Origin of the sequence: Curtobacterium sp. MCSS17_016, from assembly GCF_003234255.2 — a bacterium.
Taxonomy (GTDB): domain Bacteria; phylum Actinomycetota; class Actinomycetes; order Actinomycetales; family Microbacteriaceae; genus Curtobacterium; species Curtobacterium flaccumfaciens.
Genome location: NZ_CP126254.1, coordinates 2,986,851 through 3,009,342, shown reverse-complemented (window position 1 = coordinate 3,009,342; position 22,492 = coordinate 2,986,851). Strand labels below are relative to the sequence as shown.

General features: G+C 71.5%; 20 protein-coding genes and 1 tRNA gene. 6 read left to right on the top strand and 15 right to left on the bottom strand.

Annotation, left to right across the window (positions count from 1 at the left end; translation table 11 throughout):
- Positions 1 to 10 precede the first annotated feature (10 nt).
- Both DEJ19_RS14175 and DEJ19_RS14170 read right to left on the bottom strand, forming a co-directional pair.
- The gene (locus tag DEJ19_RS14175; RefSeq protein WP_111233848.1) at positions 11 to 937 is read right to left on the bottom strand and encodes a sugar phosphate isomerase/epimerase family protein; all 927 of its coding nucleotides are present in this window, start codon (positions 935 to 937) and stop codon (positions 11 to 13) included.
- Positions 934 to 2,091: a Gfo/Idh/MocA family protein gene (locus DEJ19_RS14170; RefSeq protein ID WP_181441590.1), complete on the bottom strand. Its 1,158-nt coding sequence runs from the start codon at positions 2,089 to 2,091 to the stop codon at positions 934 to 936. Before DEJ19_RS14170 ends, DEJ19_RS14175 begins: the two co-directional genes overlap by 4 nt.
- Positions 2,092 to 2,167: 76 nt before the next feature.
- On the opposite strand from DEJ19_RS14170, the gene DEJ19_RS14165 reads away from it, so the two are divergent.
- From DEJ19_RS14165 to DEJ19_RS14155, 3 genes are all read left to right on the top strand, one after another.
- Complete coding sequence (locus DEJ19_RS14165; protein WP_111101352.1) at positions 2,168 to 3,589, top strand: glucose-6-phosphate dehydrogenase; 1,422 nt, start codon at positions 2,168 to 2,170, stop codon at positions 3,587 to 3,589.
- Between the two features lie 29 nt (positions 3,590 to 3,618).
- On the top strand, positions 3,619 to 4,404 hold the full coding sequence (locus DEJ19_RS14160) for a dienelactone hydrolase family protein (RefSeq protein WP_111233850.1): 786 nt from the start codon (positions 3,619 to 3,621) through the stop codon (positions 4,402 to 4,404).
- 110 nt (positions 4,405 to 4,514) lie between these two features.
- Positions 4,515 to 4,587: transfer RNA gene (locus tag DEJ19_RS14155), tRNA-Arg, on the top strand.
- A gap of 127 nt (positions 4,588 to 4,714) precedes the next feature.
- Here DEJ19_RS14155 and DEJ19_RS14150 read toward each other — a convergent pair.
- The 5 genes from DEJ19_RS14150 to DEJ19_RS14130 all read right to left on the bottom strand — a co-directional run bounded on the left by DEJ19_RS14150 (position 4,715) and on the right by DEJ19_RS14130 (position 10,324).
- A complete protein-coding gene (locus DEJ19_RS14150; RefSeq protein WP_111233851.1) occupies positions 4,715 to 5,347 on the bottom strand; it encodes a TetR/AcrR family transcriptional regulator in 633 nt (210 codons plus the stop codon).
- A gap of 92 nt (positions 5,348 to 5,439) precedes the next feature.
- Positions 5,440 to 6,120 carry a gamma subclass chorismate mutase AroQ gene (gene aroQ, locus DEJ19_RS14145; protein ID WP_284176457.1) on the bottom strand — a complete coding sequence of 227 codons (681 nt, stop codon included), beginning with the start codon at positions 6,118 to 6,120 and terminating at the stop codon, positions 5,440 to 5,442.
- A complete protein-coding gene (locus DEJ19_RS14140; RefSeq protein ID WP_111233977.1) occupies positions 6,117 to 6,338 on the bottom strand; it encodes a hypothetical protein in 222 nt (73 codons plus the stop codon). The genes aroQ and DEJ19_RS14140 overlap by 4 nt, the downstream gene beginning before the upstream one ends.
- 29 nt (positions 6,339 to 6,367) lie before the next feature.
- Positions 6,368 to 8,038 carry a glycoside hydrolase domain-containing protein gene (locus DEJ19_RS14135; RefSeq protein ID WP_181441607.1) on the bottom strand — a complete coding sequence of 557 codons (1,671 nt, stop codon included), beginning with the start codon at positions 8,036 to 8,038 and terminating at the stop codon, positions 6,368 to 6,370.
- Positions 8,039 to 8,209: 171 nt separating this feature from the next.
- Positions 8,210 to 10,324 carry an acyltransferase family protein gene (locus DEJ19_RS14130; protein ID WP_181441608.1) on the bottom strand — a complete coding sequence of 705 codons (2,115 nt, stop codon included), beginning with the start codon at positions 10,322 to 10,324 and terminating at the stop codon, positions 8,210 to 8,212.
- 81 nt (positions 10,325 to 10,405) lie between these two features.
- Here DEJ19_RS14130 and DEJ19_RS14125 point away from each other — a divergent pair, with 81 nt between their 5' ends.
- Complete coding sequence (locus DEJ19_RS14125) at positions 10,406 to 11,488, top strand: hypothetical protein (protein ID WP_111233981.1); 1,083 nt, start codon at positions 10,406 to 10,408, stop codon at positions 11,486 to 11,488.
- 94 nt (positions 11,489 to 11,582) lie between these two features.
- Here the strand turns inward: DEJ19_RS14125 and DEJ19_RS14120 are convergent, their stop codons facing one another.
- The 5 genes from DEJ19_RS14120 to DEJ19_RS14100 form a co-directional block, all read right to left on the bottom strand.
- The gene (locus DEJ19_RS14120; RefSeq protein ID WP_111233982.1) at positions 11,583 to 12,677 is read right to left on the bottom strand and encodes an alkene reductase; all 1,095 of its coding nucleotides are present in this window, start codon (positions 12,675 to 12,677) and stop codon (positions 11,583 to 11,585) included.
- A gap of 64 nt (positions 12,678 to 12,741) precedes the next feature.
- A complete protein-coding gene (locus tag DEJ19_RS14115) occupies positions 12,742 to 12,954 on the bottom strand; it encodes a hypothetical protein (protein ID WP_027466129.1) in 213 nt (70 codons plus the stop codon).
- A 51-nt stretch (positions 12,955 to 13,005) separates the two neighbouring features.
- Positions 13,006 to 13,449, bottom strand: coding sequence for a MarR family winged helix-turn-helix transcriptional regulator (locus DEJ19_RS14110; protein ID WP_017888357.1), 444 nt, complete (start codon positions 13,447 to 13,449; stop codon positions 13,006 to 13,008).
- Positions 13,450 to 13,645: 196 nt separating this feature from the next.
- The gene (locus DEJ19_RS14105; protein ID WP_111233983.1) at positions 13,646 to 16,297 is read right to left on the bottom strand and encodes an MMPL family transporter; all 2,652 of its coding nucleotides are present in this window, start codon (positions 16,295 to 16,297) and stop codon (positions 13,646 to 13,648) included.
- A gap of 86 nt (positions 16,298 to 16,383) precedes the next feature.
- Positions 16,384 to 17,022: a TetR/AcrR family transcriptional regulator gene (locus DEJ19_RS14100; RefSeq protein WP_027466131.1), complete on the bottom strand. Its 639-nt coding sequence runs from the start codon at positions 17,020 to 17,022 to the stop codon at positions 16,384 to 16,386.
- 185 nt (positions 17,023 to 17,207) lie between these two features.
- On the opposite strand from DEJ19_RS14100, the gene DEJ19_RS14095 reads away from it, so the two are divergent.
- Positions 17,208 to 18,689 carry a mannitol dehydrogenase family protein gene (locus DEJ19_RS14095; RefSeq protein WP_111233984.1) on the top strand — a complete coding sequence of 494 codons (1,482 nt, stop codon included), beginning with the start codon at positions 17,208 to 17,210 and terminating at the stop codon, positions 18,687 to 18,689.
- A gap of 160 nt (positions 18,690 to 18,849) precedes the next feature.
- Here DEJ19_RS14095 and DEJ19_RS14090 read toward each other — a convergent pair whose 3' ends face one another.
- Positions 18,850 to 19,407, bottom strand: a complete 558-nt coding sequence (locus DEJ19_RS14090) for a GNAT family N-acetyltransferase (protein WP_111233985.1) — start codon at positions 19,405 to 19,407, stop codon at positions 18,850 to 18,852.
- Between the two features lie 42 nt (positions 19,408 to 19,449).
- Here DEJ19_RS14090 and bla point away from each other — a divergent pair, with 42 nt between their 5' ends.
- The gene (bla, locus tag DEJ19_RS14085) at positions 19,450 to 20,406 is read left to right on the top strand and encodes a class A beta-lactamase (RefSeq protein ID WP_111233986.1); all 957 of its coding nucleotides are present in this window, start codon (positions 19,450 to 19,452) and stop codon (positions 20,404 to 20,406) included.
- A 32-nt stretch (positions 20,407 to 20,438) separates the two neighbouring features.
- Here the strand turns inward: bla and DEJ19_RS14080 are convergent, their stop codons facing one another.
- Positions 20,439 to 21,428, bottom strand: a complete 990-nt coding sequence (locus DEJ19_RS14080) for an alpha/beta hydrolase (protein ID WP_110865188.1) — start codon at positions 21,426 to 21,428, stop codon at positions 20,439 to 20,441.
- Between the two features lie 56 nt (positions 21,429 to 21,484).
- Positions 21,485 to 22,417: an NADP-dependent oxidoreductase gene (locus DEJ19_RS14075; RefSeq protein WP_111233987.1), complete on the bottom strand. Its 933-nt coding sequence runs from the start codon at positions 22,415 to 22,417 to the stop codon at positions 21,485 to 21,487.
- Positions 22,418 to 22,492: the final 75 nt, after the last annotated feature.

The window sequence follows — 22,492 nt, the reverse complement described above, 5'->3', positions numbered from 1 at the left end:
TGGGTGCTCGCTACTGCTCCTGCGCGATCAGCGGACGCAGCGTGCGGTGCGCGATGCGCAGCCCCTCGAGCACCCTGTCGTCGGTGCCGCCCCAGAGCGGGTCCTCGTGCTCGACGCTCAGCGTGCCGTCGAAGCCCGCCTCGTAGAGGCGGTCGACGACGCGCGGCCAGTCCACGACGCCGCGGCCCGGCACCCGGAACCGCCACCAGCCCATGTCCCACGGGTCGTCGCCCTTGTCGACCTTGCCGAAGAACCCGTACTCGTTGCGCCGCTCGGGGAACAGCTCGAGGTCCTTCGCCTGGGCGTGCACGATGTGCTCGGCGAACGGCAGGATCGTCTCGACCGGGTCGATCCCGATCCACGTCAGGTGCGACGGGTCCCAGTTCAGGCCGAAGCCCAGGCCGGTGACCCAGCCCCAGAGCTCGGGGGAGTACGCGATGTTGCCGGGGTACCCGTCCGGGTGCCAGCCCTCCATCACGCAGTTCTCGATGACGAGCCGCACGCCCCGCTCGCCGGCGTAGTCGACGAGCTCGGGCAGGACCCGGTTCCCCTCGGCCATGTTCTCGCGGACGGACTTCGTGGTGTCTCGGCCGATGAAGGTGCCGACGTACGGGATGCCGAGCGTCTGCGCGGTGTCGATCGCGTGCTTGAGGTGGATCCGCACCGCGGCACGGTGCTCCGGGTCCTGGTGCAGGTTGTTCTCGTAGTACGCGAGTGCGGAGATCTCGAGCCCGGTGCGGTCGAGCAGGGCGCGGGTGGCCAGGGCGTCCTCGTCGGTGAACGTGGCGACCGGCAGGTGCGCCGCCTCGAAGTCACGGCCGCCGGTGCCCGGCCAGACGGCGACCTCGAGCCGCTCGTAGCCCTGCTGCTCGGCGAACCCGGCGATCCGGTCGAGCGACCAGCCGGGCAGGCAGGCGGTCAGCATGCCGAGCTTCACCGGATCTCCCGCCAGGTCGTCTCGGCCGCGCTGCCGATCACGGCCTCGATGATGTCGGCGGAGCGGGCGCCGTCCGCGAACGTCGGCAACCCGTCGGGGGCCACTCCGGTGCGGACCGCGGTGTAGGTGTCGGCGACGAAGGCCGCGAAGGCGTCGAGGTACCCCTGCGGGTGCCCGGCCGGCACGATCGCCAGCCGGCGCTGGTCCGGGTACCCCTGCGACGGGTCACGGACCACGATCTGCGCGCCGCGCTCGTTGCCGAACCACGCGGACTCGGGCTGCTCCTGGTCGAACGCCGCGCTGCCGCGGGTGCCGTCGACCTCGAACCACAGGCGGTTCTTGCGTCCCGACGCGACCTGCGAGATCACGACGTTGCCGATGCGGCCCGTGGTCGTGCGGAAGGTGGCGACGGCGGTGTCCTCGGTGGTGACCTCGGCGCGTTCGGCCGCGTCGGCCACCGGGTCCGGGTCGGGGGAGCCGGAGAACGACGGACCGGACGCCGCCGGCCGCGTCGGGTAGACGATGTCGGTCGCGGCGGACACCGAGGCGAAGCGCTCGCCCGTCACGAACTCGACCAGGTCGCACCAGTGCGAGCCGATGTCCGCGAACGCGCGGGACAGCCCGCTCGAGGTCGGGTCGACCCGCCAGCTCGAGGCGTCCTCGTCGAGCATCCAGTCCTGCAGGTAGTGGCCGTGCACCGCGAGCAGTCGGCCGAGCTCCCCGTCGGCGATGCGCGCCCGGATCTCGCGGACCATCGGGTGGTACCGGTACACGAACGGCACGGTGGCCACGACGCCGGCCTCGGCAGCGGCGGCGACGAGCTCGGCGGCCTGGGCGGGGTCGATCGCCAGGGGCTTCTCGCACACCACGTTGATGCCGGCCGCGATCACCGCGAGCGCCTGCGGGTGGTGCTGGTCGTTCGGGGTGCAGATGTGCACGACGTCGGGGGCGTCGGCGATGACCTCGTCGAGGGAGGCGTAGCCACGGGGCAGGTCGAGCTGCGCCGCCACCTGCTCGGACCGCGCGGCGTTCCGGCCGAGCACGCCGAGGACCTCGGCACCGGAGGCCCGGGCCGCCCGGGCGTGGACGCCGGCGATCATGCCCGTCCCGACCACGGCGACACGGAGGCGTCGCCCTTCGTACCCACTGCTCATGGTGCTCCCTCGCGCCGGAATGACACCACCGTAGCGGCCCGGTCATCCACCGGGGCCGATGAGTACCGTCTGCTGCATGTCGAGCCTCCAGACCAGCCTGCTCATCCTCGGAGCCAGCGGCGACCTGTCCAAGCGCCTGCTCCTGCCCGGCCTCGCCACCCTGCTCCAGGTGAAGGACGACTGGGACGTCCAGCTCGTCGGGGCCGGTGTCGAGGACCTGTCCGACGCCGACTGGAAGGCGCAGGTGCGCGAGTCCTTCGAGAACGCGCAGGCGTCGAAGAACGAGGAGGACGAGGGCGCCTCGGGTGACACAGCGCTGCCGGAGCGACTGCAGGCCGTGGTCGACGCCTCCACCTACCGGAAGGCCGACGTCACCGACCCGGACGACCTGCGCGCACTGCTCGCCGCGTGCGAGCACGACCCCGCGATCTACTTCGCGCTGCCGCCGGCGGTCACCGAGAAGAGCTGCGAGCAGCTCGCCCACCTCGACCTGCCCGCCGGCACCCGCCTGGCGCTCGAGAAGCCGTTCGGCACCGACGCCGACAGTGCCTCGCACCTGAACGACCTGCTGCACTCGTTCATCCCCGAGGAACGCATCCACCGCGTCGACCACTTCCTCGGCCGCTCCACCGTCCTCAACCTGCTCGGGCTGCGCTTCGCCAACCGCATCATCGAACCGCTGCTCTCGTCGCAGCACGTCGAGCGCGTCGACATCGTCTACGACGAGACCCTCGGTCTCGAGGGCCGGGCGCGCTACTACGACAAGGCCGGGGCGCTCACCGACATGATCCAGAGCCACCTGCTGCAGGTGATGGCCGTCGTCGCGATGGAGGCCCCCGCCTCGATCAAGGCCGACGACCTGCGCACCCAGAAGGAACTCGTGCTGCGGGCCGTCCGGCCGTGGGGCGGCGACGTCGTCACCGCGGGCAAGCGCGCCCGCTACACCGCCGGCACCGTCGGGGACCGCCAGCTGCCGTCGTACGTCGACGAGGACGGCGTGGACCCGTCGCTCGGCACCGAGACCCTCGCCCAGCTCACCCTGGAGATCGCGAACTGGCGCTGGGCCGGCGTCCCGTTCACCCTGCGGTCCGGCAAGGCGCTCGCCGCACAGCGCCGCGAGATCGTCATCACGTTCAAGGACTCCCCGCACGTGCCCGAGGGGCTCACCGGCACCGAGCTGCCCGACCGGCTGCGCATCTGGATCGCCCCGGACGAGATGCAGCTCGAGCTCAACGTCAACGGTGCCGGTGACCCGTACACGATCGACCACACCAGCCTCGAGGTGACGTTCAACCCCGGGCGACTGAGTGCCTACGGCGAGGTGCTGGCCGGCGTGCTCGAGGGCGACGCCACGCTGTCGGTCCGCGGTGACAGCGCTGTGCAGGGCTGGAAGGTCGTCGGGCCGTTCCTCGACGCGTGGAAGGCCGGCAAGGCACCCCTCGACGAGTACGCCGCCGGGTCGGTCGGCCCCGACGGCTGGGACAACATCGAGGCCTGAGCCCGAGTGGCGGCGTAGCGTCGGGCGACGTGAACACCACCGACGACGTCCTGCAGACCGTTCCCGAACCCGCCGGCGCCGACATCCGTGTCGACGACGTCCCCTACGACCACGAGGGCACCGAACTGCTCGGTGTGCTCGCGAAGGACGCCGCGATCGCGGGCCGTCGTCCGGCCGTCCTCGTCGTGCACGACTGGCACGGCGTGAACGAGCACGTCGAGGCCCGGGTGACGATGCTCGCCCGGCTCGGCTACGTCGCGTTCGGCGCGGACATCTACGGCGCCGGTGTCCGCCCGGGCGACGACACGGCGGCCCAGGTCGCCGGCGGTTTCTACCAGGACCTGCCCCTGCTGCGCGCCCGCGCCACCGCCGGGCTCGAGCGACTGCTCGCCGACCCGGACGTCGACCCCGCCCGTGTCGTGGTGATGGGCTACTGCTTCGGTGGCTCGACCGCACTCGAACTCGCACGGACCGGGGCCGACCTGGTCGGTGCCGTGGCGTTCCACGGCGGCCTCATCGCGCACGACCCCTCGGACGCCGCGGACATCCGTGCGAAGCTGCTCGTCCTCACCGGGGGCGCCGACCCCGTCGTGCCGGACGAGGCCGTGCACGCGTGGCAGGACGAGATGCGGGCTGCACCTCAGGTGGACTGGCAGGTCGTGACGTACTCGGGCGCGATGCACGCGTTCGCCGTGCCCGGCACCGACGCGCCGGACCACGGCGCGCAGTACCAGGAGCGTGCCGACCGCCGGTCGTGGCAGGCGCTCCGGGTGTTCCTGGCCGAGGTGTTCGACGAGGAGCCCGCGGCGCTGTGACGGAGCTGCCGTCGGAGACCGTTCGCGACACGCCGAGCACGGGGGTCGGAGCGCCTCGATTGGCGCCCGGGCCGCACCTGTTGTAGAGTCTTCCACGGCCGCAAGGCCACGCGCTCGTAGCTCAATGGATAGAGCATCTGACTACGGATCAGAAGGTTGGGGGTTCGAGTCCCTTCGAGCGCACAGGACGAAGAAGGGCCCCGGTGGATTCCACCGGGGCCCTTCGTCGTTCCGGCCGGCGAGGGTCATCTCCGTGCGACTCGGTGAGCAGAAACGGTCGAGTCCCGGGGACGGACTCGACCGTTCCTGCTCACGAAGTGGCGGGGGAGTACGGCTGGGCCGCCTCGATGACCTCGGACGCACCGGCGATGCCGAACGACGTGAAGAGCGGTGCCCACAGCGCCTTGAGCTGCGCCACGAGCTCGTCGTCGGTCAGCTGCGTCGAACCGTCCACCATCCCCAGCGTCGTGTTGAGGAGCAGCAGGACGGACGGCTGGACCTCGGCCGCGTCGACGTCCGCTGCCGCGACCCCGGCGCTGACCAGCTCGCCCCGCGTGATCTCGAACCAGTCGAATCCGCGCGGCACCGGTACGCCGGCCTTGCCGAGTTCGTGCAGGAGCCGGACCGCGCCGCCCGCGACCGAGCCCCGGCGGACGTCCATCCCGGTGGTCAGGAGGAACACCGTCAGCCGCTCGATGCCCGGCTGCGCGGGGAGTGCGTCGAAGAGTGCACGCCAGCGCTGCTGCTGCAGCTCGATGACCGCCGTCGCCAGGTCCTTCTTCGACGGGAACAGGTGGTACCCGATCGCCGACTTCGGCTTCCCCATCGCCTCAGCGACGCGGGAGAACGTGGTCGCCTCGTAGCCGAAGGCGGCGAACTGCTGCCCCGCGGCATCGATGATGGCTCGTCGAGAGGCCTCCATGGCGAGCTGCCGCTGGTTCATCTGGCGCGGTGTCCTTCCTCGCCCGGAGCTGAGCGATCAGTGAACACCACATCCTAGGGCCGCTCACGATGACGGCCCGTCCCCTGCCCGCGTCAGGCGGCGCAGAACGTGTGCCAGGCCACGTCGATCCCCTTCCGGTGCAGCGAGTCGAGTCCGACGTCGAGGTGCTTCCGCTCCGCGTCCACCAGGTGCGTGCACCGGTGGTCCTGGGCGACGGTCTGGGCCTGGCCGAGCGCGGTCACCAGGTCGGTGTCGATGGCGTCGAGCTGGGGGCGGATGGTGGTCAGGTCCGGGGCCGTCGTGGGTGCGGTCCACGGGTTGTGCGTCCAGTGGTTGATGAGGCCGCGCTGGACGACCTTGCTCGCCGCGATCTGCGCGCGGATGACCCGGGTCACCAGCGCGGGGTCGACGCCCTGCTGCTCTGCCAGGGTCACCGCTTCGTCGACGACGGCCTGTTCGCGCACCGGGTCGGCGACCGGCTTGCCGCTGAGCCACTTCGACTCGGCCACCGGGTCGGCGAGCTCGAGTCGGCGGATGATCAGCGAGCCGATCATGTCGAGCTGTGCCGTCGAGGCCGTGGGACCGGAACCGTCGTGGGAGATGGTCATCGTGGAACCCGTCGGTTCGGCGGACGTGGGCAGGGGATCGGCGCTCGCTGCCGACGTCGGCAGCGCGATGCCCGCCGCGAGCAGGCCGAGGGTGAGCGCCGTCGCGGCGCTCCTGCGGGTGCGGTGGCGGGCGGGGTTCGGGGTGCTGGGGTGTGGGGTGTTCACGGGGTTTCCTTCCCGAACCGGCGCCGGACGCGTCGGGTCAGATCGTCGATGATGGGTTTCACGACCTCGTCGTAGAACGGGTAGACGCCGAAGTGGTCGGCGCCCTCCTCGCAGTAGCAGTCCATCGAGATCGCCTCCTCGAAGTTCGAGAAGACGTACGTGGCGCGGTGCGGGAACGCGGCCTGCGGCTCGTCGTCACGCGGGATCGTGGTGGTCACGGCGGTGCTCGATCCGTCCCAGCGGCCGGTCAGCCGGCCAGCCGAGCTGCGGGGACGCCCGGGTCGCGCCCGGAGTCCACCACGGCGTCGATCTCGGTGGACCCGTTGCCCGATCCGACCGTGCGGTTCTGGATCTGGTTGAGCGACCAGTTGCCCGGCAGGGGTTCGAGCTGGTTGCCCGCCCATGCCGGCGACATCCCGGCGACGAACGAGAAGTGAGCGAGTCCGGCGCTGCTCACCGCGGTGCACGTGGCGCGGGACCCGTAGACGCCCGCCTTGTACAGGTTGCCCCGGTCCCGCAGGCCGGCGGCGACGCCGCGGAAGTACGGGACCACGAGTGACTCGTCCTGCGCCGAGGTCGAGTCGAAGTCGGCGGCGAAGTAGACGGTGGTCTGCTTCGGGATCCCGAGCTTCCGGGCCGCGTCGTGGGCACGGTGGGCGTCGCGGACACCCTGCTCCTCCGTGAACCACGAGGCGGCGAACCCGCCCTCCTCGAAGATCGGCCACAGCCCGAGCCCGGCGCTCGCCATCACACGGAGTTCTTCGGGGGTCAGGGCCTTGTCGAGTGCCCCGGAACGCTGGTGGTTCGTGAGGTACCGGCCGACGCTGGTGGCACCGGACGCCCGGACGGCGGCCGCGCGGGCGTCGTCGAGGCGCACCGCGGTGTCGGCACCGGTCGTCGCACGGTCCGGGTCACCCGTGCTCGCCGCCAGGGCTGCCCAGGTGCCGGCGTCGCACGTCCCGGTCTGCTCGGCGGGCGGGAACGCCTGGAACTGCTGGAACGCACGGACCACCGCGGCGTCCGCCGCCGAGTAGGCACTGCTGAACACGACGCGCTCGCCGTTCAGCACCAGGAGCGCCTTGACGAGCAGCACCCAGGCGCCGGTGGCCCCGACCCCGACGACGCTCGGGCCCGCTGCACGGAGCGCAGCAGCCGTCCCCGGGCCCCAGGCGCCGTCGACCGTGACGCCCACCGCGACCTGCACCGCGCGGATCGCCGCCGAGTACGTGCTCGTGTCGACGAGTCCGCTCGTGCTGCCGTACGCGCCGCCGGTCGCCTCGGCGTAGGTGCGGTTGAGGTACTGCTGCACCGCGCGCACCGCTCGGGACCCGCCGGAGGCGAGTCGCACGGGGTCGACGGTCAGGAGCGCGCCGAACAGGTGGGCCGACAGCGGGAGCGCGCCGGGCTCGGCACCCAGGTCGGACCGGAGCGCCTGCACGGCCGCGACGGTGGCCGCGTCGTACTCACCGGTGAGTGAGACGGTCGAGGCGCCCTTGCAGACGAGCCCGGCCTGGACGAGCCGGCGCCAGGTCGCGGCGTCGGCGCCCGTCTCGGCACCCACGTCGCCGTGCTGCTCGAGCTTCCGACGGGTCGTCGGCCCGAACGTCGCGACGACGGGGGAGATGCCGAGCAGCGACTGGGTGGCCTGCACGATCCCGAGCACGGTACCGCTGCCGGTCAGTCCGTCCTCGTCCACGTGCACCCACCCGTGCAGGTGCCCGAAGGTCGTGTTGAGCCAGCGCTGCACGGCGAGCACGCCAGAGTCGGCGGAGCCGGAGGAACCGCTGGTGCCGGTGGTGCCGGAGGAGCCGGCCGAGCCGGAGGGAGTGGCCGCGTCGGCCGGGGCCGCGAGTGCGGTCGTGACGAGCGGGACGGTGGCGGTGATGCCGATGAGCGCAGTTCGGCGCGAGATGTGCACGGGGGTGCCCCTTCAGTTGCCTCGAGCGTCCGCTGGCCATCGATCGCGTTGTGCGATGCTGACGGCCGCGGCATGGTCCGAGCAACTTCGTCCCTCAACTTGGGACGGTCCTGCAATTCGGCAGACGATCGTCTGATGAAGCGCTCAGTCCGGCTGGCCAGGCTGCCCGGCTCAGTGCGCGAACGCCGCCAACCGGTCCTGCAGTGCACGCTCCAGGAACGGCTCGAGCGACGACGCCCACGTCGCGGTGATGTGCGTGCTGTCCCGGTAGACCAGGACGCCCCCGACGACCGCCGGGCACGTGGAGTCGGTGCAGTAGTAGCGGCTCAGGTCGATCGACGCTGCCTTGCCCCCGGCTGCCCGGAACGCGGCGACGGCCTCGACCGACGAGTCCGTCGTCCCGAGTGCTTCGGCGCGCGTCCGGTCGCAGGCGTCCGTCGTCGGTCCGGACATCGTGCTCAGGCAGGCGACGACGTCGGGGCGGGGCACCGGGTTGTCACGGACGGCGATGACGGGCAGCTCGTCACCGGCGGCCTGCTCCCACGCGTCGACCAGGCCGTTGCGGGTGGCCTTGTCGCGGGCCGGTCCGGGCGGCAGGCTGACCGGCATCTGCGTGGTGGAGTGGGTGACGACCAGGGCGTCGGCGTCGCGGTGCTCGCGGACGTAGTCGATGGCGGCGTGCTTCCACGAGTTGCAGCCCAGCATCGACGAGGGGCTCAGCGAGTCCTGCTGCGCGGTGGTGAGGTAACAGCCGCCGGCGCCGGCCAGGTCGATCCGCCAGCCGTTGTCGTCGGCGATCTTCTCGTACGCACCGAGCAGTGCGTTGCTGTGCGAGTCGCCGATGACGATGAGGTGCTTCGACCAGCCGGTGGTCTTGCCGAGGACGCAGGGCCGGAACGTGCCGCTCCAGCACTCGGCGCGGTTGTCGTCGTCGTCCTTGGCCACGGCCGGAGCGGGCACACGGACGTCGGCGAGCTCGGGGTCGACGCAGGGGTCCGCGAACCCGATGCGCGCGGCGGCACCGAAGCAGGACTCGTCGTCGTCCTCCTGCTCCGCGGTGACCTGCTTCGTGACCGTGGTCGCGTTGACCTCCTGCACGTAGACGGCCGTCAGGGTGGCGGCCCCGAGCGTCACGACGGTGAAGCTGCAGATGACGGCGAGCGAGACGACGCCCCGGGGCTGCAGGTCCCGCAGCCACGTCGAGAACCGGACCGGTTCCTCGAACCAGATCGTCGTCACGGTGGCCAGACCGATCGCGACGAGCAGCACCGCCGAGCTCGTCGCCCAGTCGAGCGGACGGCCCAGCATGATCGGCAGGATGACGACGAGCGGCCAGTGCCAGAGGTAGAGCGCGTACGAGATCCGTCCGAAGAAGGCCACGGGCCGGAGTGCCCCGACATCCTCGAACTCGGTCCCCGCGCCGAACAGCAGCACGAGTGCCGCACCGGCGACCGGCAGCAGCGCCGCGATCCCGGGGAACGCCGTCCCCGGGGTGATCACGACGAGGGACAGTGCGAGGGCCACGACGCCGATGCCGGTGGCGACCAGGCGGACCCGTCGGGCGACCTCGGTGCGGACCTCGGGCAGGTGCACGGTGGCGACGAGACCGCCGAGTGCGAACTCCCACGCGCGGGTGCCGGTGGAGAAGTAGGCGACGCCGGGGTCGGTGGCGGTCTGCACGATGCTCCACACGAGGGACAGCACGACGACGCTGCCGAGCAGCAGCCGCGCGGTCACCAGCGGCGTGAACCGACGGCGTGCGAGCGCCCCGACGCCGAGCAGCAGGAGCGGCAGGAGGATGTAGAACTGCTCCTCGACCGACAGCGACCAGAAGTGCTGGAACGGTGAGGGGGCGTCCGCCGACGCCAGGTAGTCGACGGCGTTCGCCGCGAGCTCCCAGTTCTGCAGGTACACCGTCGAGGCGATCAGCTCACGCCCGTACTGCCCCCACAGCGCGCTCGGCACGGCGACGAGCACCGCGATGCCCGTGACGACGATGGTGAGGAACGCGGCCGGCAGCAGGCGTTTGGCCCGGCGCGACCAGAACCGTCCGAGCCGGATCGTGCCCGTCGCGAGCTGTTCCCGCAGCAGCAGCCCGGTGATCAGGAAGCCGGAGATCACGAAGAAGACGTCGACACCGACGAACCCGCCGTGCAGGGCAGCCGGCCACAGGTGGTAGACGACGACCGCGAGGACGGCGAACGCGCGGAGGCCCTGGATGTCCCACCGCGTGGTGTCGCGCGCTCGGTGCGCGGGGCCCCGCTCGCCCGGCGTTGCTGTACTCACTGCGTCGATCCTAGGAGACGTGGACGGCTCCGCCGGGCGTTCTCGACGCGGACGCTACGATCCTTCTCCAGAGGGGGGCCGATGGATCTGCGCTGGTTGACCGCGTCCGACGACGAGTTCGCGGCGGAGGCGGCGCGACGACCGCGGATGCGCCGCCCGCGACAGGCCCCGTGGTGGTGGAACGCGCTGCTCCTGGCGATCGAGGTCCCGCTCGCGTGGCTCGCGTCCGCGCTCGTGATCTGGGGCACCGGGCTCGTCCACAACGGCGCGGGTGTCGGTGACGTCGTCCGCTGGGCGGCCTGGTTCGTGGTGCTCGTCGCCGGCGTGGTCGGGCTCGTCGTGCTCCTGGTCCGGGGCGAACGACCTCGGCCCCCGCGTCCGGACGAGGCTCGGGCAGTGCTGACGGGGGAGGCCAGTGGGTACCCGGCGCGTCCGGTCCGTCCGAAGCCGCTCGACTCGATGATCACCCCGCGCTACTCCGGCATCCGCGTCCACCCCCGGTTCGGCACCGCCCCCGTGCACGTCGACGGCGTCCCGGACGTCGAGTTCGGCTGCGTCCTGCGGCGCTGGATGGTCTCGCGGGACTGGACGTACCTGACCGTCCGGCTGCCCGGCACGTTGCCGCACCTGCTCCTCGACGCCACGGCGAACGACGGTCGTCGCAGCGACCTGCCGGTGGTGCTCCGCCACCGGCAGCGGATGTCCCTGGAAGGCGACTTCGACCGGCACTTCCGGGTGTGGGCGCCGGAGGACTACGGCCAGGACGCGCTGTACGTCCTCACCCCTGACGTGATGGCGGCGCTCGTCGACCACGCGGCCGGCTGGAACGTCGAGATGGTCGACGACCGGCTGGTCTTCTCGGCGCCGGGGACCGCGGACTGGTCGCGCCCTGCGCCGTGGGTGCAGGTCGAGGCAGTCCTTGGCGAGGTCGTGCCCCGTGTCGTGCGCGCCGCCGCCCGGTACCAGGACGACCGCTCGCTGCTCGAGGACGGGCACGCCGACGCGATCGCCGCCGCGGGGCGTCGCCTGGTGCTCCGCGACCGGCGGAAGAGCCGTCTGCGGGCGACGTGGGCGGGAGCCGTGTGGATGGGCGTCGTGTGCGTGTCCTACAGCGGACCGTTGGCCGTCGCGGTGGTCGGGTCGATGTCGGTCCTCGACCGCTGACCGTCGGCGCCCGCCTGCGACGTGGCCCCGGTACGGACGGGAGGCCCGTGGCGGTGTCGCCACGGGCCTCCCGTTTGACTTGTCGGTGCGTCGACTACGCGACGGTCGCGCGCGCCTCGGCCAGCGACGGGTAGTCGGTGTAGCCCTCGGCGGTCGCGCCGTAGAAGAGCTCCGGACGCGGCTCGTTGAGCTCGGCGTCGTGCTCCCAACGGTGCGCGAGGTCCGGGTTGGCGATCGCGGCGCGGCCCACGGCGACGGCGTCGGCGTGGTCGCCGTCGACGATCGCGATGGCCTCGTCGCGTGTGGTGAGCGACGAGAAGCCCGAGTTCACGATGAACGGTGCGCCCGCGGTACGGCGGACGTGCTGCACCAGGTCACCGGTCGGCTCGGCGTGCAGGACGTCGACGAAGGCGAGGCCGAGCGGCGCGAGGCCCTCGGCGACGGCGGTGTAGGTGGCGCGCACGTCGTCGGCGTCGTCCTCGATGACGCCCTGGATCCCGTGCTCGGGCGACAGGCGGATGCCGGTGCGGTCGGCACCGATGGCCTCGGCGATGGCGGTGGTGACCTCGACCGCGAAGCGTGCGCGGTTCTCCGGGGAGCCGCCGTACTGGTCGGTGCGGGTGTTCGACACCGGCGACATGAACTCGTGCACCAGGTAGCCGTTGGCGCCGTGGACCTCGACCCCGTCGAGTCCGGCGGCGATCGCGTTGCGGGCGGCCTGCACGAAGCCCTGCACGGCCTCCTGCACCTCGGCGGTGGTCAGCTCGTGCGGGACGGGCATGTCGGCCTTCGAGCCGTCGGCCAGGTGCGTCTGCCCCGGGGCGGCGATGGCGGACGGGGCGACGATGCGCGGGGTCTGCGAGATGTCGGTGTGCGAGACGCGGCCACCGTGCATGAGCTGCATGACGATGGTGCCGCCGGCGGCGTGCACGGCGTCGGTCACGCGGCGCCAGCCGGCGATCTGGTCGTCGGTCTCGATGCCGGGCTGCCCGGGGTACGAGCGGCCCTCCTGCACGGGCCAGGTGCCCTCGGTGATGATCATGCCGAGGCCGGCGCGCTGCCGATAGTGCTCGACGAGCAGGTCGTTCGGGACGCCGTGCTCGCCGGCGCGGGTGCGCGTGAGCGGGGCCATGACGACGCGGTTCGACAGGGACAGGGCGCCGATGGAGGCGGGTTCGAAGAGCTTCACGTCAGGGCGAACGACGAGTTGTCCGATGCAATTCCGCCTCGGAGCACTTCTTCAGGCAGTGCGGTCAGTCGCGCGGGCACACCAGCGTCGACGAGCGCACCTGGCCCTCGGGCCGGATCACCTGGTGCTGGGAGAGGGGCTTGCCGCACAGGGGGCAGCCCCGGTCGATCGTCCGGTCGTCGATGCCCTCGGGGCGACCGGCACCGATCTGCGAGGGGCCCATCTTGTTGATGAGCGTCGTGTTCCACCGTTCGTACCACTGGCCGAAGCGTCCCACGGAACATCCTTTCGTTCGTGCACGAACCATTATGGCACTGATGGCTCCGGATCACACCTGGTCGACGCGCTCCAGCAGTTCGGTCAGCTCGTCCTTCAGGGACTCGAGCCGGGCGAGCGGCCACCCGAGCCGGTCGGCGACGGCGAGTGGCACCGCCTGGGCCCGGTCGCGCAGGGCGTGCCCGGCGGTCGTCAGGGACACCTCGAGCTGGCGTTCGTCGGCGGCGCTGCGGGTGCGGCGGACGTAGCCGGAGGCCTCCAGTCGCTTGAGCAGCGGGCTCAGCGTCGCGGAGTCGAGTCGCAGTTCGCCGGCGATCTCCCGCACCGACCGCGGGTCGCGCTCCCACAGGGCGAGCATCACGAGGTACTGCGGGTGCGTCAGGCCCATCGGCTCGAGCAGGTCGCGGTACAGCCCGATGACGCTGCGGCTCGTTGCCGCGAGTGCGAAGCAGAGCTGCCGGTCGAGCGCGAGCGGGTCCGGTGCGGTCTGGGTCATGTGTCCAGGGTACTTCGTTCGTGCACGAAAGAGTCGATGCATCGTCCGCGCACGCGTCTTCCGACGTTCCACCCGTCGTTCGACGCGTGGAACGTCGGAACATGCGTGCTCGCGACCCGGGGCGGTGGGCGCAACGGCCTGGAGGCCCGGGCCGACCCGTGTGGGTCGGCCCGGGCCTCCAGACCGGGTGCGTCGACTACGCGCGGTGCGCGGGCGGGTGGCCCGAGTCGTGCGCGTTCGCGTCCGGCTCCACGGGGAGCGCGTGGGTACCGGTGTGCGTGTCCTCGTGGCCGGCGACCGGGTGGGTGCGCTCGAGCTTCGCGCCCTCCACGTCGACGTCCGGCACGATGCGGTCGAGCCACTTCGGGAACCACCAGGCGCTCTTGCCGAGCAGGTGCATCGCCGACGGGATGAGCAGCATGCGGACGACGAAGGCGTCGATCAGGACACCGAACGCCAACCCGAAGCCGATCGGCTTGATGGTGGACGAGTCCGAGAAGATGAAGCCCGCGAACACGGAGATCATGATGATCGCCGCCGCCGTGACCACCGCGCGACCGGCGTGCAGACCGCGCTGGACGGCCACCTTCGCGCTCGCGCCGTGGGCGTAGGCCTCACGCATGCCGGACACCAGGAACAGCTGGTAGTCCATCGCGAGACCGAACAGGATGCCGATCTCGATGATGGGCAGGAAGCTCAGGATCGGCGCCGGGTCGTGCACGCCGAAGACCGAGCCGAGCCAGCCGAACTGGTAGATCGCGGTCAGACCACCGAACGACGCCAGCACGGACAGGATGAACCCGGCGGTGGCGGTGATCGGCACGAGGAACGACCGGAACACGATGATCAGGATGATCAGCGACAGCCCGACGACCACCACGAGGTAGAGCGGCAGCACGTTCGAGAGCTTCTCGGACACGTCGATGTTCGCCGACGCGTTGCCGGCGACGCCGAGCGTGACCTTGCCGTCGTCGGTGGAGACGGTCTGCTCGCGCAGGTCCTTCACGACGTTCTCGGTCGAGACGCTGTCCGGGCCGCCCGAGGGCTTCACCTGGAACGCGACGATGTCGCGGTCCTTCGAGGCACCGATGGGCAGGACTGCCTTCACGTCGTCGTTCTTCGCGATCGCCTGGCCGATGGTGACCTCGGTCGCGGTGACGTCGCTCTTGCTGATCGACTCCGGCAGGGTCGCCACGACGAGCAGCGGGCCGTTCTGCCCGGCGCCGAACTCCTTCTCGAGCGTCTTGTAGGCCTTGTACTGGCTCGACTCCACGGCCTCGGACGAACCGCTCGGCAGGCCGAGGCGCATCTGGGTCGCGGGCAGGGCGATGGTGCCGAGCACCGCGACGCCGAGGACGAGCGTGATGACCGCGCGCCAGCTCGACATCGGCTTGTTCGGGATCCGCGTGGAGTCGGTGTTGCCGATCTTCGCGCGCTCCTTCTTCCGCAGGATCCGCATGCCGATGAGCGACAGCAGGGCCGGGGTGAACGAAGTCGCGATGAGGATCGCGAAGAGCACCGCGACCGCACCGACCGTGCCCATCAGGCCGAGGAACGGGATGCCGGTGATGTTCAGCGCGAGCAGCGCGACGATGACCGTCGCACCGGCGAACACCACGGCGTTGCCCGAGGTGCCGTTGGCGAGCCCGATCGACTCGTGCACCTGCATGCCCTGCTTCAGCTGGGTCCGGTGCCGGTTCAGGATGAACAGCGAGTAGTCGATGCCGACCGCCAGGCCCAGCATCACCCCCAGGACCGGCGTGACCGAGATGAACTCGACGACGCTCGAGAACGACAGGGCGGTGAGCGAGGCGACGCCGACGCCGAGCACGGCGCTGACGAGCGGGACCGCGGCGCCGATGACCGTGCGGAGCATCAGGAGCAGCACGATCGCGGCGATGATGACACCGCCGATCTCACCCGGGCCGAGGATCGACGGCACACCCTGTGCGATGTCGTTCGAGACGTACACGTTGACGCCCTGGATGTCGGCCGACTCGGCGTCGTCCGCGATGGCGGTCTTCGTGTCCGCGGGTACCTCGTAGGTCGACTTCGTGAACTGCACGGTGCCGATCGCTGCGCTGCCGTTGTCCGACACGAAGCGGATGTCCTTCGACAGGTCGAGCAGGTCCGAGCCCTGTTCGAGCTCCTGCTCGTTGTCGTCGAGCTTCTGCTTGTTCGTGTCGATCGTCTTCTGGGCGTCGGCGATCTGCTGCTCACCGGCGTCGATCTGGGCCTGCTGGGCGTCGATCTGCGCCTGCGCCTGCTGGAGCTGGGCGGCCGCTGCCTGCGCCTGTGCGGCGGGGACGGCTGCGCCACCGGCTGCCTGCGCCTGGGCCTTCTGCGCGTCGAGCTGCGCCTGGGCGTCCTCGATCTTCTGCTTGCCGGACTCGAGCTGCGCCTTCTGGGCGTCGAGCTGGTCCTGGCCGGTCTCGATCTTCGCGCGACCGGACTCGATCTGGTCACGGCCGTCGACGATCTTCTGCCGCTGGTCGTCGAGCTGCTGCTGGGTGTCGAAGCCGCTCGTCGTGCCCTTGACGCCGTCGAGCTTCTCGAGGCTGGTCAGGAAGTCGTCGATCTCGGACTGCTGCGACGACGAGAACGCCTTGCCGTCCTTCGTCTCGAAGACGATCGTGCCGTTGCCGCCGTTCGCCGACGGGAACTTGTCGGCGAGCTGGTCCTGCACCTGACTGGTCTTGGTGTTCGGGATCGTGATCGACGACGAGATCGTCCCGGCGAAGAGCGTGTACGTGACGCCCGCGACGGCCATGATCACGACCCAGGTGATGATCACGAGCCAGTGGCGTCGTGCGGAGAACCGTCCGAGACGGTAGAGGAGACCGGCCATGCGGTTGCCTGCGGTCCTTTCGTGTCAGGTGCTGGTGGTGCGGGGTGCGCCGGTGGACCCCTGGGGGATGAGGAGGTGGAGCGGTGTCAGTCGTCGGCCATGTAGCCGCTGCGGACGCTGTGCACGAGTCGTGCGAGCAGGTCGTCCCACGCGTCGAGCGCCGGCTGGTCGAGCTCGGGGCCGGACGTCGCCAGCCAGTGCTCCGCGATCACGACGATGCCGCTCATGAGCGACTCGACGAGCAGTGCGGCGTCGAGGGGATCGGCGGCCGGGTAGCGCCGGGCGACCTCGTGCCGGAGCCGTTCGGTCACCCGCGAGAACGCCGTCTGGGTCAGCACCGCGGCCTTCGGGTCGTCCTTGCCCGGGTCGCCGAGGATCCGGTACATGCTGGCGATCGCCGGAGCCAGGTCGGCACCGCGGGCGGCGGACTCGAGCTCGTCGAACATCGAGGCCCGGCTGCCGTCGCCCACCGGGGTGCGGGCCATGTCGGCGAGGAACCGGTCGATGATGACGGACAGCTCCTGCTCGCACACGGCCAGCAGGACCTCGTCGAGCGAGGCGAAGTGGTTGAAGACGGTGCGCCGGGCGATGTCGGCCCGGGCGGCGAGGTCGTCCACGCTGAAGTCGCGGCCGCCGCGCTCGTCGATCAGGTCGCGAGCGGCCTGCAGGATCGCCGCACGGTGCTTCGCCTTGAGGGCAGCACGGCGGTCGGTCGCGATGGTCACGAGATCGAACACTAGGTGCATCGATGCACTCGGTGCAACGAGGTTGAGTGCATCCCCAGGTTCGTCCCCCGGAGCGGAACGCCTGTGCTGCACCACTGTTCTGTCGGAGGTGTCGGGTGCCAGACTGGACGGACGAACCGCCGCGTCACCGCCCGCGGATCCGCCGCCGTACGAAGGAGTACCCGATGCCCGTCCGCCTGTCCCCGGAGACCCTCGACGAGATCGCCACGAGCGGTGTCGCCGTGCCCACCTACGACCGCGACGGCATCACCGCCGGCATCGTCCACTTCGGCGTCGGCGGGTTCCACCGCGCGCACCAGGCGATGGTGATCGACCGGCTCCTGCAGCGAGGCGAAGCCCGCGAGTACGGCATCTGCGGCGTCGGCGTGCTCGAGCAGGACCGTCGGATGGCGACCGCGATGGCCGAGCAGGGCGGCCTGTACACGCTCGTCCTCAAGCACCCGGACGGCACCCGTGAGTCACGCGTCGTCGGCAGCATCGTCGAGTACCTGCTCGCCGTCGACGATCCGGACGCGGTCGTCGAGAAGATGGCGCACCCGGACACCAGGATCGTCAGCCTGACCATCACCGAGGGCGGCTACAACTTCGACCACGTCACCGGCGAGTTCGTCGCCGACGAGCCCGGCGTCGCGGCCGACCTGCGCGGCGACGGCCCGCCCCGCACGGTGTTCGGCCTGGTGGTCGAGGCACTGCGCCGCCGACGGGACCGCGGCCTCGACCCGTTCACCGTGATGTCCTGCGACAACATCCAGGGCAACGGGCACGTCGCACGGTCGATGTTCACCGCCTACGCCCGGCTGCAGGACCCGGCCTTCGCGGTCTGGATGGACGAGCACGTGGCGTTCCCGAACTCGATGGTCGACCGCATCACCCCGGTCACCGCCGACGAGGACCGCGCCTGGGTCCGCGACGAGCTCGGCATCGACGACGCCTGGCCCGTCGTCGCCGAACCGTTCTTCCAGTGGGTGCTCGAGGACGCCCACCCCGCCGGCCGTCCGCCCTACGAGGACGCCGACGTCCAGCTCGTCGACGACGTCGAGCCGTACGAACTCATGAAGCTCCGGCTCCTCAACGCCAGCCACCAGGGGCTCTGCTACTTCGGGTACCTGTCGGGGTACCGCTACGCGCACGAGGCCACGCAGGACCCGGCGATCGCGACCTTCCTGCGCCGCTACATGGACGACGAGGGCACGCCGACGCTGCACCCGGTGCCCGGCATCGACCTGGAGGACTACAAGTCGACCCTGATCGAGCGCTTCCAGAACCCCGAGGTGCGCGACACCCTCGCCCGGCTCTGCGCCGAGTCGAGCGACCGGATCCCGAAGTGGCTGCTCCCCGTCGTGCGCGAGAACCTGGCGGCCGGTCGGCCCGTCACGCTGTCCGCCGGCATCGTCGCGTCGTGGGCCCGCTACGACGAGGGCACCGACGAGTCCGGTGAACCCATCGAGATCGTCGACCGGCTCGCCGAGCCCCTGCACCGCATCGCCCTGACCCAGCGCGACGACCGCCTCGCCTTCATCGCGAACCGCCAGGTCTTCGGCGACCTGGTCGACGACGAACGGTTCGTCGCCGCGTACCGCGACGCCCTGGACGGGCTCATCGCGGACGGCGCGCACGCCACCGTGGAGCGCCTGTCACGGTCCTGAGACGCGACCGACCGACGGACGGGAGGCCCGTGGCGGCGCCGCCACGGGCCTCCCGTCCGCCTGCTGCCCACGTGACGAGCGCAGGACGGCGGTTCGTGTCCGCGCGATGACGGTTCCGGTTCACGAACCCCGAGGATCGTGGACCAGAACCGTCAGCCGCTCACAGCGCGACGTCGTCCCACGGCACCGGGGTGGTCTCGCCCGTCTCCCAGTCGCGGCGCAGCACGCCGTAACCGACCGACCCGACGGCCGGGCCGCCGTCGACGGGCCACGCCTCGCGGTAGTGGGCCTCCTGCACCCACCCGGCGCGGACGAAGACCCGGCGCATGGCGGTGTTGTCCTCGCGGGTCTGGCCCTCGAAACGCGTGATCGCCGGCATCGTCGTGAACACGTGGTCGGTCACCGCACGCAGGGCGGGGACGCCGAGGCCCCGACCCCGGAAGCGACCGGCCAGGCGCAGGTCGAACAGGGGGACGGGGTCCGCCAGGTCCTCGAGGCGGACCAGTCCGATGCGCCCGAGGTCGTCGTGGTCGAGCCAGGAGGTGTCGTGCTCGTCGTCGCGGTAGGCGCCGGAGTCGACGGCGCTCGCCGCGTCGGCCGCGCTGATGCGCCGTCGGACGTGGAACGGGAACTCCTCGGACGTCAGGAACGCGAGCAACTCCTGGCGGTCGGCGCCGGTGGGGTCCAGGCGGGTGAGGCGGACGGCGGGAGCTGGCATGCCGCCCAGGGTAGTTGCACGGTCGTCGGGCAGGCTCGGGGCGTGCGAGGTGGGACGAGGACGACGGCCGCGGCCCTGACGGTGCTGGTGCTGGTCGGGCTGGTGGGGTGCTCCGGTGGGCCGGGTGGTGCGACGACCGGGCCGACGTCGTCTGCTCCTGCCGCTGCGTCTGGGTCGGCTTCGGTGGCGCCGTCGACCGACCCGGCGACCGACCCCGCCACCGCGCGGGCCTTCGCGGCGCTGGAACGGCGGTACGACGCACGGCTCGGGGTCGCCGCGATCGACACCGGGAGCGGTCGGAAGATCGCGCACCGCGCGGGGGAGCGGTTCGCGTTCGCGTCGACGATCAAGGTGTTCATCGCGGCCGCGGTCCTCGACGCCTCGTCCGACGCCGACCTGGCGACCGTCGTGCACTACGACCGAGGCGACCTGCTCGAGTACGCGCCCGTGACGACCGAGCACGTCGACACCGGGATGACGGTGCGCGAGCTCGTCGATGCGGCGCTCCGCTCCAGCGACAACACCGCGGCGAACCTGCTGGTGGAGCGGCTCGGCGGGCCGGAAGCGGTCGAGCGGTGGCTGCGCGGTATCGGGGACCGGACGACGAGCGTCGACCGGGTCGAACCCGACCTGAACCAGGCGATCCCGGGTGACCGACGGGACACGACGACGCCGGAGCGGTTCGCGGCGGACCTCCGGACGATGCTGCTCGGAGACGCCCTCGACGCTGCCGACCGTCGGGTGCTGCGCGAGGCGATGCTCGGCAACACGACCGGGGACGCGACGATCCGTGCCGGGGTGGACCCGTCGTGGCGGGTCGCCGACAAGACCGGTACGGCGTCCTACGGGGTGCGGAACGACATCGCGGTCGTGACGCCGCCGGGGCGCGACCCCGTCGTGCTCGTGGTCATGACGAGCCGCGCTGATCCCGGGGCGGAGCCGTCTGACGAGCTCGTCGCCGCGGCGACCCGCACCGCGGTTGCCGGGCTGTCCGACTGAGTCGCCAGCGTCGCGGGACTGTCGTCGCGGGACTACCGGAGGGTGCTCGCCCAGCGCCCGATCGCGTCGTACGCCCGTTCCCGCACCTCCGGCGCGGACAGCACGACGTCGTGCAGGGCGCCTTCGAGTCGGCGGACCGTGACCTCCTCGCCGAGGGAGAGCGAGCGGTGCGCCACCGTGTCGACGTTCAGGGCGACGTCGGCCCGCGCCATCCCAGGGTCCCACCGCGGCTGGAGCATGCTCTTGTCGCTCAGCATCACCAGGGTCGGGACCGCGATCCCGAGGCCCTTCTCGACCTGTGCCTGGCCGTCGAACACCGCGGCGAGCCACCCGGGGTGCAGGGGGAAGCCGCGCTCCGGCCGCCACTTCTGCTCGTAGGTCCACGACCCCTCGCCCTCGGCCGAGACGGTGCGGGTGTAGAAGCCGGGGTCGACGGCGGGCATCGGCGCGAGGGGGTTTCGACGGGCACCGAGCTTGATGACCGGTGCGACGATGGCCCGGCCGACCGCGGTGGCCTGGAACTCGAGCCACGGGCTGTTCAGCACGAGGCCGTGCACGAGCTCCGGGTGCCGGGCGGCCCAGAGCGACAGGGTCAGGCCGCCGGTGGAGTGGCCCATCGGGACGAGTCGGCGCCGGTCCGAGCCGGGGTGCTCGGCCGAGATCGCGTCGAGCGCTGCGGCGATGTCCTCGTCGTACACCGCCAGGTCGTCGACCATGCCCGGGGTCTGGTAGGGACGCAGGCTCCGACCGTACTTCCGCAGGTCCAGCGCGTGGAACCGGGCACCGAGCCGCTCCAGGCGTTCGGCGAGCTCCACCTGGAAGAAGTAGTCCGACCAGCCGTGCACGTAGAGCACGTCGACCCCGTGCAGGGGCCCGCGACCGTGCAGCAGCAGGTCCGTCGGGGTGTGCCGGCGGCGGACCAGGGTGGCGACGACGGGTCCCTCGGAGTCGGTGCCGAGCGGCAGTTCGAGCCGCTCGTACGGTGCTCCGAGCACGTCCTCGTGCCACCCCTGGTCCGTCATGCGCCGAGCGTATCCGGCGCTGCTGCGGGTGGTGCTGGTGCGGGAGTGTGCGGCCGTCACCCGACCAGGACCACGACCTTGCCGCTGATCCGTCCGGCGGCCGCCTCGGCGTGCAGGGACGGCAGTTCGGTCAGCGGGATGCGCCGGGTGACCTCGACCGTGAGCGCTCCGGCGTCGACCAGGGACACCAGCTCCGCCAGGCGTTCGCGGTTGCGCAGGACGAACACCGTCGCCGCCCGGACCCCGCGGGACTCGTCGTCCGGCGTGGCCATGAACGCCGTGGTGCTGACGACCGCGCCGCCGTCACGCACGGCGTCGACGAGTGCCGCGAAGTCCTGCGGGTCGATCGGGGCGAGGTTGAGCAGCACGTCGACCGGCTCCGTCACGGCGGCACGGACGTCGGTCGTGGTGTGGTCGATCACCTCGTGGGCACCGGCGGCCCGGACAGCCTCGATGCTGCGCGGGCTCGCCGTGGCGATGACGTGCACCCCGGCCCGGACGGCGAGCTGGACGGCGTACTTGCCGACGACACCGCCGGCGCCCAGCACGAGGACCCGCTGGCCCGCCTCGAGCTGGCCGTCGTCGAACAGGGCCTGCCACGCGGTGAGCGCCACCGAGGGCAGCGCAGCCGCGTCTGCCAGCGGGATGCTCGTCGGCGCGGCGACCACCGCGTCGGCCGGGGCGATGACGTACTCGGCCGCTCCGCCGTCGAGCTCCATCGGCAGGAACGCGATGACCGTGTCCCCGACGGTGATCCCCTCGACGCCGTCGCCGAGCGCGTCGACGGTGCCGGACACGTCGTAGCCGGGGACGTGCGGCAGCTGGACCGGGATCGGCAGGAATCCGCCCCGCATCCCGTTGTCCGCCGCGTTGAACGCCGAGGCGGCGACGCGGAGCCGCACCTGCCCGGCCGCCGGGATGGGCTGCTCGACGTCCTCGGTGCGGAGCACCTCGGGACCGCCGACCTCGTGGAACCGTACTGCCTGCATGATCGTGCCCTTCGTCGGTGTTCCTCGTTGTACTTCGAGTTCGAAGCAACTGACGGTGACGCTAGCACTGCTTCG